This is a genomic window from Metapseudomonas resinovorans DSM 21078 (assembly GCF_000423545.1).
Lineage (GTDB): Bacteria > Pseudomonadota > Gammaproteobacteria > Pseudomonadales > Pseudomonadaceae > Metapseudomonas > Metapseudomonas resinovorans.
In genome coordinates, this window is sequence record NZ_AUIE01000006.1 from 1 (window position 1) to 14038 (window position 14038).

General features: G+C 65.2%; 12 protein-coding genes. 11 read left to right on the forward strand and 1 reads right to left on the reverse strand.

What is annotated here, in order from left to right:
• Window positions 1-406: 406 nt before the first annotated feature.
• A complete protein-coding gene (locus G559_RS0105995) occupies window positions 407-1606 on the reverse strand; it encodes a CaiB/BaiF CoA transferase family protein (RefSeq protein ID WP_028627376.1) in 1200 nt (399 codons plus the stop codon).
• Window positions 1607-1806: 200 nt separating this feature from the next.
• Between G559_RS0105995 and G559_RS0106000 the strand changes: the two genes are divergently transcribed.
• The 11 genes from G559_RS0106000 to G559_RS0106050 all read left to right on the forward strand — a co-directional run bounded on the left by G559_RS0106000 (window position 1807) and on the right by G559_RS0106050 (window position 14029).
• Entirely contained in the window at window positions 1807-2961 is a 1155-nt protein-coding gene (locus tag G559_RS0106000) for a GGDEF domain-containing protein (protein ID WP_028627377.1), read from the forward strand.
• Between the two features lie 72 nt (window positions 2962-3033).
• A complete protein-coding gene (locus G559_RS0106005; protein ID WP_028627378.1) occupies window positions 3034-3573 on the forward strand; it encodes a YaeQ family protein in 540 nt (179 codons plus the stop codon).
• 100 nt (window positions 3574-3673) lie between these two features.
• Complete coding sequence (gene recJ / locus G559_RS0106010; protein ID WP_028627379.1) at window positions 3674-5389, forward strand: single-stranded-DNA-specific exonuclease RecJ; 1716 nt, start codon at window positions 3674-3676, stop codon at window positions 5387-5389.
• Window positions 5390-5740: 351 nt separating this feature from the next.
• On the forward strand, window positions 5741-6163 hold the full coding sequence (locus G559_RS0106015) for a YciI family protein (RefSeq protein WP_028627380.1): 423 nt from the start codon (window positions 5741-5743) through the stop codon (window positions 6161-6163).
• Window positions 6164-6192: 29 nt separating this feature from the next.
• Window positions 6193-6606, forward strand: coding sequence for a VOC family protein (locus tag G559_RS0106020; protein ID WP_028627381.1), 414 nt, complete (start codon window positions 6193-6195; stop codon window positions 6604-6606).
• Between the two features lie 79 nt (window positions 6607-6685).
• Complete coding sequence (locus tag G559_RS0106025) at window positions 6686-8392, forward strand: SulP family inorganic anion transporter (RefSeq protein WP_028627382.1); 1707 nt, start codon at window positions 6686-6688, stop codon at window positions 8390-8392.
• 37 nt (window positions 8393-8429) lie between these two features.
• Window positions 8430-8876 carry a nucleoside deaminase gene (locus tag G559_RS0106030; protein WP_028627383.1) on the forward strand — a complete coding sequence of 149 codons (447 nt, stop codon included), beginning with the start codon at window positions 8430-8432 and terminating at the stop codon, window positions 8874-8876.
• 338 nt (window positions 8877-9214) lie between these two features.
• On the forward strand, window positions 9215-10327 hold the full coding sequence (locus G559_RS28510; protein WP_051246436.1) for an AI-2E family transporter: 1113 nt from the start codon (window positions 9215-9217) through the stop codon (window positions 10325-10327).
• Window positions 10328-10342: 15 nt separating this feature from the next.
• The gene (locus G559_RS28515) at window positions 10343-11881 is read left to right on the forward strand and encodes an efflux transporter outer membrane subunit (RefSeq protein ID WP_036996987.1); all 1539 of its coding nucleotides are present in this window, start codon (window positions 10343-10345) and stop codon (window positions 11879-11881) included.
• Window positions 11878-13008 (forward strand): HlyD family secretion protein, encoded by a 1131-nt coding sequence (locus G559_RS0106045; protein ID WP_028627384.1) that lies wholly within the window; start codon window positions 11878-11880, stop codon window positions 13006-13008. The genes G559_RS28515 and G559_RS0106045 overlap by 4 nt, the downstream gene beginning before the upstream one ends.
• Window positions 12998-14029, forward strand: coding sequence for a DUF2955 domain-containing protein (locus G559_RS0106050; RefSeq protein ID WP_028627385.1), 1032 nt, complete (start codon window positions 12998-13000; stop codon window positions 14027-14029). Before G559_RS0106045 ends, G559_RS0106050 begins: the two co-directional genes overlap by 11 nt.
• Window positions 14030-14038 lie beyond the last annotated feature (9 nt).

Genomic DNA, 14038 nt, shown 5'->3' on the forward strand with positions numbered 1-14038 from the left:
CTCGCGCCGGCGAGGCACGAACCATCCTGAAGCCCACACGGGCCTGAAACCGGGCAGTCGAGGAGGGGCAGCGACTACGCCCCTTCAGGAGGCCGAGCGGAATCGTTGCGCAGGGGGACGAGCGGCATGGATGCCGCGAGAGGCGTGCGGGGCCATGGATGGCCCCTCTCGCCGGGCCCCCGGAGCGACGATGGAGGGAGGGAAGTCCGGCGAAGCCGGACCCGGATGCAGGGGCAAGCCTTTTGCTTCCTTTGGGGCGACTGCCAAAGGGAGGCGCCTGGGAAGGCGAAACCAGAAACATCCGCAGAACTCGGTAATCAACTTGGCTCAGGACGTTCTAGCAACACTTAACGCAGACATAGCCAATTCATTCGCCAAGCAGGCCGAAGGTCTGCCCCGCTTGACCTCAAATAGCTCCATCCCCCTTCAGCGCCGTAATCTGCTCGGCGCTGTACCCCAGCCCTGCCAGCACTTCGCTGTTGTGTTCCCCCAGCTCCGGGCCGATCCATTCGGTCGAGCCGGGGGTATCGGAGAGCTTGGGTACGATCCCCGGCATCTTGAACGGCTTGCCGTCCGGCAGCTTCGCCGAGAGGAACATCTCGCGGGCGAGGAATTGCGGGTCGGCGAACATGTCCTCGGCGGAGAAGATACGGCTGGCCGGCACTTCGGCGCGATTGAGCACCGACAGTACCTCCTCCAGCGGCAGCCCACCCACCCAGCGGTCGATCACCCCATAGAGCTCATCCCGACGTGCGTCACGACCGTCGTTGCTGGCCAGTTGCGGGTCGTTGGCAAGGTCCTCGCGGCCGATGGCGAGCATGAAGCGCTTGAAGATGGCATCGCCGTTGGCGCCGATCTGTACATGACGGCCGTCAGCGGCCGTGTGAATGGAGGAGGGGGTGATACCTGGCATGATGTTGCCGGTGCGTTCGCGGATGAAACCGAAGACATCGAACTCCGGCACCATGCTTTCCATCATCGCGAACACCGCCTCATAGAGCGCCACGTCCACCACCTGGCCCTGGCCGCCGTTCACCTCGCGGTGGCGCAGCGCCATCAGAGCACCGATCACGCCCCACAGGGCGGCGATGGAGTCACCGATGGAAATCCCGGTGCGCACCGGCGGACGGTCCTCGAAGCCGGTGATATAGCGCAGCCCGCCCATGGACTCACCGACGGCACCGAATCCTGGCTGGTCCTTGTAGGGGCCACTCTGGCCGAACCCGGACAGCCGCACCATCACCAGCTTCGGGTTCAGGGCGTGGATGACGTCCCAGCCCAGGCCCAGCTTCTCCAGCACACCGGGGCGGAAGTTCTCGATCAGGATGTCCGCGTCGGCCAGCAGCCGCTTGAGGATGTCCTGGCCGTCGGGGTGCTTGAGGTTCAGCGTCAGCGACTTCTTGTTGCGTGCCTGCACGAACCACCAGAGCGAGGTGCCCTCGTACAGCTTGCGCCACTTGCGTAGCGGGTCGCCGCCGTCGGGGGATTCGATCTTGATGACTTCGGCACCGAATTCGGCGCACAGGCGGGACGCGAAGGGGCCGGCGATCAGGGTACCGAGCTCAATCACCTTGAGGCCGGCGAGGGGTTTGGCGGGGGCGTTCATCGGGTTATCCATGGGCCAGGCAATGGCGGCGACTCTACCCCGTGGGGCCGATAGCGAACAGTCCGGTTTGCCGCTGGCGCACCTTCCCGGGCCGACTTAAAGTGCTTGCAGGACCCACATTCTCGCGCGCCGACCGCCATGCCAACACGCTTCGCAACTGCCTGCCACTTGTCGCCCGGTTCGCGCTGGGAGGGGGGCTTATGCAGCTGAATGTCCCCACTCTGGTGCTGGTGGATATCTACGTTCTCGCCCTGGTGGGGCTGCTCATGCTGCACGCCTGGCGCCGTGGCCGCCGCGAGCCGACCCTCGGCTACCTGGCCGCCATGCTGTTGCTTGGCGCCCTGGGCACCGTGCTGGGCAGCTTGCGCGGCATGGGCATGGATTTCGTCCCCCTGGTGCTGGGCAACGTGGTGCTGCACGTCTGTGCGGCCATGAACTGGACCGCCATGCGGGTGTTCGTCGGGCGTCAGCCGCACCTGCCGGGTATCTGCGCCGGTGCCGTGATCTGGGCGGTGCTCTGCCTCAACCCGGCCTTCTACGAATCACTCACGGTAAGGGTGGCGGTCAGTTCGCTGATCACTGTCTGCTATTGCGGGCTCAGTGCCTACGAGCTCTGGCGCAGCCGCGCAAGCCTTGAAGTGGCCTACATGCCGGCTTTGGCACTGACCCTGTTCCACATGGTCTTCTACAGCGTGCGCATCGTGGTCGACCGTGGCATGCCCTTCGAGCAGGCGGTCGCGAGTTCCGGCCAGGGCACCAGCTTCTTCTCCCTGCTGGTGTTCGAAACCCTGCTCTACGCCATCGGTATCGCCTTCGTCACCCTGGCCATGGTCAAGGAGCGTGCCGAACTGAAGTTCCGCGCAGCCGCCTATTGCGACCCGCTCACCGGCGTCGGCAACCGTCGCGCCTTCATGGCCACGGGCGAATACCTGGTGGAAAGCTGCGAGCACCGCGGTGAACCGGTGGCCCTGCTGCTCTGTGACCTCGACCATTTCAAGCGTCTCAACGACAGCTATGGCCACGCCACCGGTGACGAGGCCCTGGTCGCCTTCACCCGCGTTGCCGCCGGCAGCATGCGTAAGCAGGACGTGTTTGGCCGCATCGGTGGCGAGGAGTTTGCCTGCTTGCTGGCCGATGCCGACGACGAGGCCGGCGCACAGGTGGCCGAGCGTATTCGCCGCGAGTTCGCAGAGCTGCCGTTCCAGGAGCCGGGTGCGCTCAGCGTCAGTATCGGTATCGTCAGTTCAAAGGAGGCCGGTTACGACCTGTTCCGCCTGCTCTCCCTGGCCGACGATGCCCTCTACGACGCCAAGGACAAGGGCCGCAACCGCATCCAGCGCTACCCCGCCGATTAGCCGGAAGGCCCAGCCACGACAGTGGAATCAGGGTAGACTTGCCGCCCTCCGAGAATCATCAAGAAGCCCGACATGGCCCTCCAAGCGACCCCCTACAAAGTCGAACTCAACCTCACCGACCTCGATCGCAGCGTCTACGAGAACCTGCGTTTCACCGTCGCCAAGCACCCGTCGGAAACCGAGGAGCGACTGGCCGTCCGCCTGATCGCCTACATCCTCTGGTACCACGAGCAGCTGGCCTTCGGTCGTGGCCTGTCGGACGTGGACGAGCCCGCGCTGTGGGAGAAGAGCCTGGACGACCGTGTGTTGCACTGGATCGAAGTGGGTCAGCCCGATGCCGAGCGCATAACCTGGTGCTCGCGCCGTACCGAGCGCTTCAGCCTGGTGACCTACGGCAACCTGCGGGTCTGGCAGACCAAGGTGCTGGACGGCGTGCGCAGCCTGAAGAACATCAACGTCGTTGCCGTGCAGCAGGAAGCCCTGGAAGAACTGGCCCGTGACCTGCCGCGTTCGATCAGCTGGAGCGTGATGATCAGCGACGGTTCCCTGTTCATCACCGACGAGCGCGGCCAGCATGAAATCCCGCTGGAGTGGCTGGTCGGGGAGCGCTGATCGGAGATCCGGAGGATTTCCGGGGCAGGGCATCAGGCCCTCGCCCCAAGGCCCTTTCCCGGGAGGGAGAGGGGAAGTCGAGTCAAAGATTGGACCTTTCATGCGTATCGAACACCGCGTCCTGCCCGATGTCCTGCCTGACCTGGGCGACCTGCCACCGCTGCTGACCCGCCTCTATGCTTCCCGGGGCGTGCAATCCGCGACGGAACTGGACAAGAGCCTGGCGCGGTTGATCCCCTACCAGCAGCTCAAAGGCATCGACGCCGCCGTGGCGCTGCTGGTGGAGGCCCTGCAGAAGCGCCAGCGCATCCTCTACGTCGGCGACTTCGACGCCGATGGCGCCACCGCCAGCAGCGTCGGCGTGCTCGGCCTGCGCATGCTCGGTGCCTTCCATGTCGATTACCTGGTGCCCAACCGTTTCGAGTATGGCTACGGCCTGACCCCGGAAATCGTCGCCGTCGCCCTGGAGCGCAAACCGGACCTGCTGGTGACCGTGGATAACGGCATCTCCAGCGTCGAAGGCGTTGCCGCAGCCAAGTCCGCGGGGCTGAAGGTACTGGTGACCGACCACCACCTGCCGGGCCCGGAGCTGCCGGCGGCCGACGCCATCGTCAACCCCAACCAGCCCGGTTGTGACTTCCCCAGCAAATCCCTGGCCGGTGTCGGCGTCATCTTCTACGTGCTGATGGCCCTGCGGGCACGCCTGCGCGAGCTGGACTGGTTCAATCGTACTGGCCTCAAGGAACCCAACCTGGGCGACCTGCTGGACCTGGTGGCGCTGGGCAGCGTAGCCGACGTGGTGCCCCTGGACGCCAACAACCGCATCCTGGTGCACCAGGGCCTGGCGCGCATCCGCGCAGGCCGCGCGCGGGCTGGCCTCAAGGCGATTTTAGAAGTCGCCGGCCGGCCGGCTGGCCGCATCACGTCGACCGACCTCGGCTTTATCCTCGGCCCGCGCCTGAATGCCGCCGGCCGCCTGGACGACATGAGCCTGGGCATCGAGTGCCTGCTTTGCGAAGACGAAGCCCTGGCCCGTGACATGGCGGTGCAACTGGATCAGCTCAACCAGGACCGCAAGGCTATCGAGCAAGGCATGCAGCGCGAGGCCCTGGCCCAGCTGAAGAACCTGCCCATCGAAGACATGCCGTTCGGCCTCTGCGTGTTCGAGCCGGACTGGCACCAGGGCGTGATCGGCATCCTCGCCTCGCGGCTGAAGGAGCGCTACCACCGCCCGACCATCGCCTTTGCCGATGCCGGCGACGGCCTGCTGAAGGGCTCGGCGCGTTCGGTGCCGGGTTTCCACATCCGCGATGCGCTGGACGCCGTTGCTGCCCGCCATCCGGGCCTGATCAGCAAATTCGGTGGTCATGCCATGGCCGCCGGCCTGTCCCTGCCTGTGGAAAACTTTGGCGCCTTCGCTGCCGCCTTCGACGCTGAGACCCGTCGGCAGCTCAGCGAGGATGACCTTACTGGCCGTCTGCTCTCCGACGGCCAACTGAGCATCGCGGAGTTCCACCTGGAGCTCGCCCGCGCCCTGCGCCTGGCCGGTCCCTGGGGCCAGCACTTCCCCGAGCCGTTGTTCCATGGCGTATTCCAGATCGTCCAGCAGCGGCTGGTCGGCGAGCGCCACCTGAAGCTGGTGCTGAAAAGTGAATGCGGTTCGGTGCAACTGGACGGCATCGCCTTCAACATCGACCGCGAGCAATGGCCCAACGCCAGCGTGCGCTGGGCCGAGGTGGCCTACAAACTGGACGTCAACGAATACCGTGGCCAGGAAAGCGTGCAACTGATGGTCGCCCACATCGCCCCGCGCTGACGCGAATGGTTGTGGGGGCGAATTCATTGGCTCTGTCTGCATGACGTGTTGCAAGCAGCTGCATTGCCCGTAGGAGCTGGCTCTTGGCCCGATGGTCAATCTCTCGCAACAGCTCGCGCAGACCCGCGAGGCAGGCCTTCGGCCTGCTTGGCGATTGAAATCGCCGCTACTTGCTCATCCGTCACCCTACCCTCGCAAACCTCCGATCCGGGTCTACGCTGTTCCAGTCCCGCGTCCCTGAAAAAAATTTCGTCCTGTTGTCGATCTGGTCCTTTCCCCATCGACCAATAAGCACAGTCAGCAGGCACGGGCCGCAGGCTGGAGTTCATGCCACCCAACAGGAGAACAACAATGCGCTTCATGGTGATTGTCAAAGCAACCAAGGAATCGGAAGCCGGCATCATGCCGAGCACGGAACTGCTCACGGCCATGGGCCAGTACAACGAGGAGCTGGTGAACGCCGGCATCCTGCTTGCCGGCGAGGGCCTGCACCCCAGCTCCAGGGGCGCGCGGGTGGTGTTCAAGGGCAAGGACCGCGCCGTGATCGACGGCCCCTTCGCGGAAACCAAGGAGCTGATCGCCGGCTTCTGGCTGTTCAAGGTCAATTCCCTGGAAGAGTGCATCGACTGGGTCAAGCGTTGCCCCAACCCCATGCTGTCCGATTCCGAGATCGAAATCCGCCAGGTGTTCGAGGCCGAGGATTTTGGTGAGGAGTTCACCCCCGAACTGCGCGAACAGGAACAGCGCGTCTTCGAGAAAGCCGGGCAGCAGTGACCGCCGTCCACCACGGACAGGAGACCCTCATGAAAATCGATCCCTACCTCACGTTCGATGGCCAGTGCGGCCCGGCCTTCCAGTTCTACGCCAAGGTGCTCAACGGCACCCTGGAAGCCTTCCTGAGCTTCGCCGAAAGCCCGGCCAGCGACGACGTCCCGGAGAACTTCCGCGACAAGATCATGCATGCCCGACTAGCGGTGGGGGACCAGGTGATCATGGGCTCGGACTGCCCGCCCCAGGCGCCTTTCGAAGGCGTCCGCGGCATCAGCATTTCGATCAACGTCGACCGCATAGTCGAGGCCGAGCGGGTGTTCAACGCCCTGGCCGAAGGTGGCCAGGTGCAGATGCCCCTGGCGCAAACCTTCTGGGCCGCGCGCTTCGGCATGCTGGTGGACCGCTTCGGCGTGCCCTGGATGATCAACTGCGAGAAGGATCAGTAATCCGCAGAAAGCCCATAACGCCGGAGATACTCCGGCGTTATGGGCCTAAGCTTCTGGAGTCGAATCGGGGACGACTCCCATGCGTATGACCCACTGGCTGCGTGACTACGCCAGCCGCTTCCATTACCGCCGAGAATGGCTGCGCACCGACATCGTCGCTGGCCTGTCGGTGGCCGCAGTGCAGATTCCCACCGCCATCGCCTATGCGCAGATCATCGGCTTTCCCGCGCAGGTGGGTCTCTATGCCTGCATCCTGCCGATGCTGATCTACGCCCTGGTCGGTGGTTCGCGGCAACTGATGGTCGGCCCCGACGCAGCCACCGCCGCGATGGTCGCCGCAGCCATCACACCGCTCGCCGCCGGCGATCCGCAGCGCCTGGTGCACCTGTCGATGATCGTCGCCGTGATGGTCGGCCTGTTGTCCATCGTTGCCGGATTCATTCGCGCCGGTTTCATTGCCAGCTTCCTTTCGCGACCCATCCTGGTGGGTTACCTCAACGGCATCGGGCTCAGCCTGCTGGCCGGGCAGTTGGGCAAGCTGCTGGGTTACCAGAGCGAGACCAGCGGTTTCATCGCCGGGCTGCTGGCAATGATTCGCAACCTCGCCAATACCCACTTGCCGACCCTGGGGCTGGGGGCCGCCACCCTGCTGCTGCTGATCCTCCTGCCCAGGCGTTGGCCGCGGCTGCCCGTCTCCCTGGTCGCCCTCGTGCTCGCATCGGTGGCGGCCGTCTGGCTGCAACTGGACCGGCACGGAGTGGCGCTGCTGGGCGCCGTTCCGGCCGGCCTGCCGGAGCTGAGCTGGCCGAAGACCAACTACCACGAGCTGCTCGGCCTGCTGCGCGACGCCACCGGTATCACCATCGTCAGCTTCTGCAGTGCCATGCTCACCGCGCGCAGCTTCGCCGCCCGCCACGGCTACGCCATCGATGCCAACCGCGAATTCATCGCCCTGGGGCTGGCCAACATCGGCGCCGGGGTGTCGCAGTCCTTCGTCATCAGCGGTGCGGATTCGCGCACGGCGGTGAATGACCTGGTGGGCGGCAAGACGCAGATGGTCAGCGTGGTGGTGGCCCTGGTGATAGTCGCGGTGCTGGTGTTCCTCCACGGCCCGCTGGCCTGGGTGCCCATTGCAGCCCTGGGCGCGGTGCTGATGCTGGCCGGCTGGGGGCTGATCGATTTCCGCGCGCTGAAGGCCTTCTGGCGCCTCAGCCGCTTCGAGTGCGGCCTCTGCCTGCTGACAACCGTGGGCGTGCTGGGTGTCGGTGTGCTGCCCGGCATCTTCGTTGCCGTAGCCCTGGCCCTGTTGCGTCTGTTGTACCTCACCTATCGTCCCAGCGACGCGGAGCTTGGCTGGGTGGAGGGTGTGGACGGCCAAGTGGAGCTTGGGCGTTATCCACAGGCCACCACCTTGCCGGGGCTGATCATCTACCGATTCGACGCGCCGCTGCTGTTCTTCAATGCCGATTACTTCAAGCAGCGCCTGCTGGCTGTGGTGGAGCGGGCGGAAGACCCGCGCGCGGTGCTGCTCAACGCCGAAACCATGATCAACCTGGATGTTACGGGCCTGGCCACCTTGCGTGAGGTGCAGGAAACCCTCGCGGCCCGGGGCGTTTTTCTCGGTTTTGCCCGTCTCTTCGGTCCGGCCCACGACCTGCTGCAACGCTCCGGGCAGTTTGGCGAGCTGAAACCGCCGCTGGTGTTCAGCTCGGTACGTGCCGGCATCAATGCCTACCGCATCTGGCTGGCGAAGCAGGCCTTGCAGGACAAGGATGCGGTCGCGTAAACAACCTGGCTCACCCACTGGATAACAAGGAACGACCATGGACCCTTTCATGCAAGCCGCCATCGAAGAAGCCCGCCAGGGCCTGGCCGAGGGCGGGATTCCCATCGGCTCGGTGATCGTCCACAAGGGCCGCATCATCGGTCGGGGCCATAACCGCCGTATTCAGGAAGGCAGTGCGATCAAGCACGGCGAGATGGACGCCTTCGAGAACGCCGGCCGCCAGCCCGCCAGCGTCTACCGCGAGGCGGTGCTCTACACCACGCTGTCGCCGTGTGCCATGTGCAGCGGCGCCATCCTGCTCTATGGGATTCCCAAGGTGATCATCGGCGAGAACCGCACCTTCATGGGCGAGGAGGAGCTGCTGCGCTCCCGTGGCGTGGAGCTGGAGGTCCTGCAGGACGCCGAATGCGTGAAGCTCATGGAGGATTTCATCGAAGCCCGGCCGGAGTTGTGGAACGAGGATATTGGCGAGCCGACGGCCTGATCCCAAACCAGCGCCACATCCGTATCGCCCCCCCCCGGCGCACGCCAGTGGGCATCCCTTGCGAGAGCCCGTCTCGCAAGGGGACTACCAATCGTCGAGTAGCGACTATGCTGGTATTCAGCCGATTCAGCAGCGGATCGCAGATGTCGCTGCAGGCTCGACACGATAGGGGTGTCGAGGCCGGGAACCGACAAAAATGACGATCATTGAACAGAAATGACTTGGATCAGACTCCAGTGCGGCTTGAGGATCTCGCGCCGTACGTCCGTTGGATCGCTGCCAAGCAGTAGGAATGTCCGACTGGTTTTGCCTGATTGCTACAGCAGAAGGAGAGTTCGATGCTGCCAAGTTCCGTTTCGGAAAGGATCCTGTCTCGCGGTCTGATGGACGTGCTCATTCGAGCAGGCCTGGTCGCGATCCTCGCCATTTCCTGCTACCAGGTTTTCCATCCCTTCCTCAACCTGATGCTCTGGGCATTGATCCTGGGGGTCACGTTCTACCCACTGCATCAGAGCCTGAAGGCCAAGATGGGCATGCGTGATGGCCACGTGGCCACGCTGATCGTCCTGGTTTCCCTGATCCTGCTGATGGTGCCGATCTACTTGCTGGCGTCTTCCATGGCCGAGTCGGTGCAGGCGGCCATCGAGCTGTTCAAGGGCGGTGAGCTGGACATTCCATCACCCAACGCGTCCGTTGCCAGTTGGCCCCTGATCGGCCAGCCACTGTTCGACTTCTGGCAGCAGGCGTCGGTCGACCTGAGCAGCCTGATGAAGAAGCTACTGCCCCACCTGCGCGGCTTCGGCATGAGCATGTTCGGCAAGCTGGCCGGCGTAGGGGCGGGCTTTTTGCTGTTCATCGCCGCATTGATCGTGGCAGGTATCTTCATGGCCTTTGGCGAGAACGGTCACCGCAGTGCCGTACAGATCGCTTCGCGCATCTCCGGGCCGGACCGCGGCCCGCAGATCGCCGATCTTTGCACGGCGACCATTCGCGCAGTGGCCCAGGGCGTGGTCGGCATTGCCTTCATCCAGATGCTGCTGGTGGGCATCGCCTTCGTGCTGATGGGGATCCCGGGCGCTGGCCTCCTGGCGCTCGGCGTGTTGCTGCTGGGCATCATGCAACTGCCCGCATTGCTGATCACCATTCCGGTGATCATCTTCGTGTTCGCCACCCAAGGAGCGACCGCCGGCACCATCATCTTCGCCATCTACACCTTCGTTGCCGGGATGTCGGACAACGTCCTGAAACCCCTGCTGCTGGGACGTGGTGTCAACGTGCCGATGCCCGTGGTGCTGATCGGCGCCCTGGGTGGCATGGTCACCGGCGGCATCATCGGGCTGTTCATTGGTCCGGTCATGCTGGCCGTCGGCTACATGCTCTTCTGGCACTGGGTGGAGGACCAGCCCACGGCGCTGGACGCGAACGCGGAAGAGGAGGGGCGAGCGACCTGAGCCGGACCCGGTGCCATGGTCCACTCCGTCGCCTTCCGTCTGATCCTGCTCGGTGTGCTTGGCCTCGGCGGCTGTGTGCGGCTGGGGCCGGATTTTCAGTCGCCCCGCGAGCCCTGGGTGGAGCACTGGAGCAGCCCCGCGCTGGAGCAGATGAGCCTCGACCGACCGGAGCCGGACTTCCTGCAGTGGTGGCGGGTGTTCGAGGACCCGACCCTGGATGCCCTGATCGCCGAGGCGGACGCGTACAACGCCAGCCTCGAAATTGCCGGCCTGCGGGTGATGGAGGCCCGTGCGCAACTGGGTATCGCAGTGAGTGGTCGCTACCCGCAGTTCCAACAGGCCAGTGCCGATAGCCTCTACCTGGACCGTGACCAGTCCGGTGGCCGCAATCCCCAGGATAGCCATTCCTGGCAGTATGGCGCCGCGTTCGACATTGCCTGGGAACTGGACTTCTGGGGCCGATTCAGTCGCGCCATCGAATCTGCGGATGCGGCCTACTTCGCTGCCCGGGCCAACTACGAAGACGCCCTGGTGCTGCTGCGTGCCCAGGTGGCGGATACCTACTTCGTCCTACGGACTTTCGAGGCTCGCCTGCGCATCGCCCAGGAAAACGCGGAACGGCAGAAGCGCAGCTTCGAGATCACCGAGCGGCTGTTCCGCAGTGGCGACAGTTCCGAACTGGACTTCCAGCAGGCGAAAACCCAGTACCTGGGCACCCTGGCGACCATTCCCGACCTGGAGAGCCAGGTAGCCAGGACGCGCAACGCACTCGCCGTGCTGATCGGTCGGCCACCGGGCCCTTTGCCTGAACTGGCCGAGCGGGTCGGGCTCATTCCGCTTCCCGATGCTGCGGTGCTGCAGGATGTTCCGGCCAATCTGCTGCTGCGCAGGCCGGATGTGCGTTCAGCCGAACTGGCGGTCGCCGCCCAGTCGGCGCTGATCGGTTTCTCCGAGGCCGATCTGTATCCCTCGGTGGCCTTGCTGGGCAGCATTGCCTGGAGTGCCTCAAGCCTAGATGGCGCATCGGACACCCTGGACCTGGTCGGCGGTCCCAGCCTGGCCTGGAACCTGTTCGACCACGGCCGGATCAAGAACGACGTGCGTGTGCAGGACGCCCGCTTGCAGCAGTTGATCGAGGCCTACCGTGACCGGGTGCGCCAGGCCGCGCGCGAGGCCGACGACGCCGCCACCGGGCTGGCCAAGGCGCTGGAAAGCGAGCGCATCCGCCGCGAGAGCGCGCTGTCTGCCCTGCGTTCGCTGGACCTGGCCAACGCCCAATACATCGAAGGCTTCGCCGACTTCCAGCGGGTGCTGGATGCCCAGCGCGAGCTGTTCCAGCAGCAGGAAACCTACCTGCTCAGCCGCAGTGATGCAGTCAGCAACCTGATCGGCTTGTACAAGGCCCTCGGCGGTGGTTGGTACCGGGACGGCCCCATGATCGACGACTCCACCCGCGAGCAGATGCAACGGCGTACCGACTGGGACGATCTGCTGGACGAGCCGCCGGCTGCGGCCGGGCCAGACGCTGATACCGAGCAAGGTGAACGAGAATGAGCGAACAACCGCAGGCCCCGGCCGAGGAAACGGCGAAGCCCGAACCAGCCGGAGCGCCCGATGCGGCCGCGAAGGGGACGAAATGGGTGGCGCTGGTCATCGTCCTGACGCTGGCCTGGTACCTCCTGGCGGATCGATTCACCCCCTATACCCAGCAGGCACGGGTGCAGGCCTTCGTGGTGCCGGTAGCGGCCGAAGTCGCCGGCCGGGTCACCAAGGTGCATGTGCGCAACAACCAGGACGTCGAGGCCGGCGCGGTGCTCTTCGAAGTGGACCCGGAGCAGTACCAGATCGCCGCCGACCGCGCCCGGGCCGATCTCGAAACCGTTCGCCGACAGATCGGTGCCAGCACCGCCGCCATCGACTCGGCACTGGCGTCGCTGCGAGCCGCCCAGGCCAATGAACTGAAGGCGCGGCAAGACAACGATCGCCTGGAGCGGCTGTATCAGGACGATCCGGGCACCATCTCCGTGCGTCGCCTGGAAGGGGCGCGGGCGACCCTCGAGCAGGCCATCAGCCAGGTGGCAGCGGCACGCGCCGAAGTGCAGCGCGCGCGCGAGCAGCAGGGCGGCAGCGATGAGGAGAACGCGCAGTTGCGCAGTGCCGCCACCGCGTTGGAAAAAGCTGAACTCGATCTGGCCAATACCCGGGTGAAGGCCCGTTCCGCTGGCCTGATCACCGACCTGCGCACCGATGTCGGCCAGTACGTCGGCGCTGGCAGCCCGGTCATGACCCAGATCGCCATCCACGACCTGTGGCTGAGCGCCGAGATGACCGAGAACAACCTGGGTCATGTCGAGGTCGGCACGCCCGTGGCCATCGTGCTCGACGCCCTGCCGGGACGGCTGTTCGACGGAAAGGTACGCAGCATCGGGTATGGCGTCAGCGTCGGGCAGGCCCCGGCCCCTGGCACCCTGCCGACTGTGGATAACAGCCGCGACTGGTTGCGCCCGGCGCAGCGCTTCCCAGTGATCGTGGAGTTCGCCCCCGGTGAACTGGAGCAGCTGCGTGGCCTGCGCGTCGGTGGCCAGGCGGAGGTCATGGCGTTTCCGAGCGAGGGCAATCCGCTCAATCCCCTGGGCCGGTTGTTCATCTACCTGATGAGCTGGCTGTCCTATGCCTACTGACGGCGATCCACGCGGTCGACGGGCGCTGCGCATGGCCAGCGGTGTCGCGCTGTGCCTGGCGATCAGCTTCGGCTTTGCCGTGCCGATACCCTTCCTGCCGCCGATCTTCGTTCTCCTGCTGTTGGTCACCAACAACCGCCCGCTGCCCCTCAAGGCGGCCCCGGCCCTGGCCCTGCTCATCATGCTGACCACCGGCAGCGGCCTGCTGATGATCCCGCTGCTGCGCCATGCGCCGCCCAGTGGCTTCCTGCTGGTGGGGCTGTGCCTGTTCCTTTGCTTCCGCTACGGCCTGCGCGGAGGCAATCCCCTGGTGACGCAGTTCCTGGTGGTCGGCCTGACCATGATTTCCGCGGCCGGCACCTTCGATTTCGGCTTGGCGGTCACGGTCATCGAGGCCCTGGCCAAGGGCATCGTGCTCGCCGTGCTGGTCGCTGCGGTCAGCCACTGGCTGTTCCCGGAGCCGGCCAGTGCCCCGGCCTCGCCGAGCCGCCCGGTGCTGGGAGACAGCGAATCTGCCTGGATTGCGCTACGTGCCGCACTGGTAGTGCTGCCAGCTTTCCTGCTGGCGCTGATCGACCCTTCCAGCTACATGCCGCTGATCATGAAGGCGGTCAGCCTGGGCCAGCAGGTCTGCGGCGCCTCCGCTCGCAATGCCGGGCGCGAGCTGTTGGGCTCGACCCTGCTCGGTGGCCTGCTCGCGATGTTGTTCTGGGCTGCCCTGAGCCTGTTCCCGCACCTGTGGATGTTCTTTCTCTGGATGCTCCTGTTCGGGCTGCTGCTGGCGCGCCGGCTCTATGCGCTGGTGGCGACCCGACAGACACCGGGATTCTGGATGAACACCCTGGTGACCCTGATCATCCTGCTGGGGCAGTCGGTGCAGGACAGCGAGGCTGGCAAGGATGTCTACACCGCCTTCGCGGTACGTATGGGGCTGTTCATCGCCGTCACCCTGTACGCCTGTGTGGCGGTCTACCTGATCGACCGCCGGCGTTTTCACCGGCAAGGCCGTGCCGCCCTTTGAGAGGTCTGT

What these genes read in the sequence shown, in the direction of transcription:
- G559_RS0105995 (WP_028627376.1), bottom strand. Translation starts at nt 1,606, where the DNA reads ATGAACGCCCCCGCCAAACCCCTCGCCGGCCTCAAGGTGATTGAGCTC.
- G559_RS0106030 (WP_028627383.1), top strand. Translation starts at nt 8,430, where the DNA reads ATGGACCCTTTCATGCAAGCCGCCATCGAAGAAGCCCGCCAGGGCCTG.
- G559_RS28515 (WP_036996987.1), top strand. Translation starts at nt 10,343, where the DNA reads ATGGTCCACTCCGTCGCCTTCCGTCTGATCCTGCTCGGTGTGCTTGGC.
- G559_RS0106005 (WP_028627378.1), top strand. Translation starts at nt 3,034, where the DNA reads ATGGCCCTCCAAGCGACCCCCTACAAAGTCGAACTCAACCTCACCGAC.
- G559_RS0106025 (WP_028627382.1), top strand. Translation starts at nt 6,686, where the DNA reads ATGCGTATGACCCACTGGCTGCGTGACTACGCCAGCCGCTTCCATTAC.
- G559_RS0106045 (WP_028627384.1), top strand. Translation starts at nt 11,878, where the DNA reads ATGAGCGAACAACCGCAGGCCCCGGCCGAGGAAACGGCGAAGCCCGAA.
- recJ (WP_028627379.1), top strand. Translation starts at nt 3,674, where the DNA reads ATGCGTATCGAACACCGCGTCCTGCCCGATGTCCTGCCTGACCTGGGC.
- G559_RS0106000 (WP_028627377.1), top strand. Translation starts at nt 1,807, where the DNA reads ATGCAGCTGAATGTCCCCACTCTGGTGCTGGTGGATATCTACGTTCTC.
- G559_RS0106050 (WP_028627385.1), top strand. Translation starts at nt 12,998, where the DNA reads ATGCCTACTGACGGCGATCCACGCGGTCGACGGGCGCTGCGCATGGCC.
- G559_RS28510 (WP_051246436.1), top strand. Translation starts at nt 9,215, where the DNA reads ATGCTGCCAAGTTCCGTTTCGGAAAGGATCCTGTCTCGCGGTCTGATG.
- G559_RS0106015 (WP_028627380.1), top strand. Translation starts at nt 5,741, where the DNA reads ATGCGCTTCATGGTGATTGTCAAAGCAACCAAGGAATCGGAAGCCGGC.
- G559_RS0106020 (WP_028627381.1), top strand. Translation starts at nt 6,193, where the DNA reads ATGAAAATCGATCCCTACCTCACGTTCGATGGCCAGTGCGGCCCGGCC.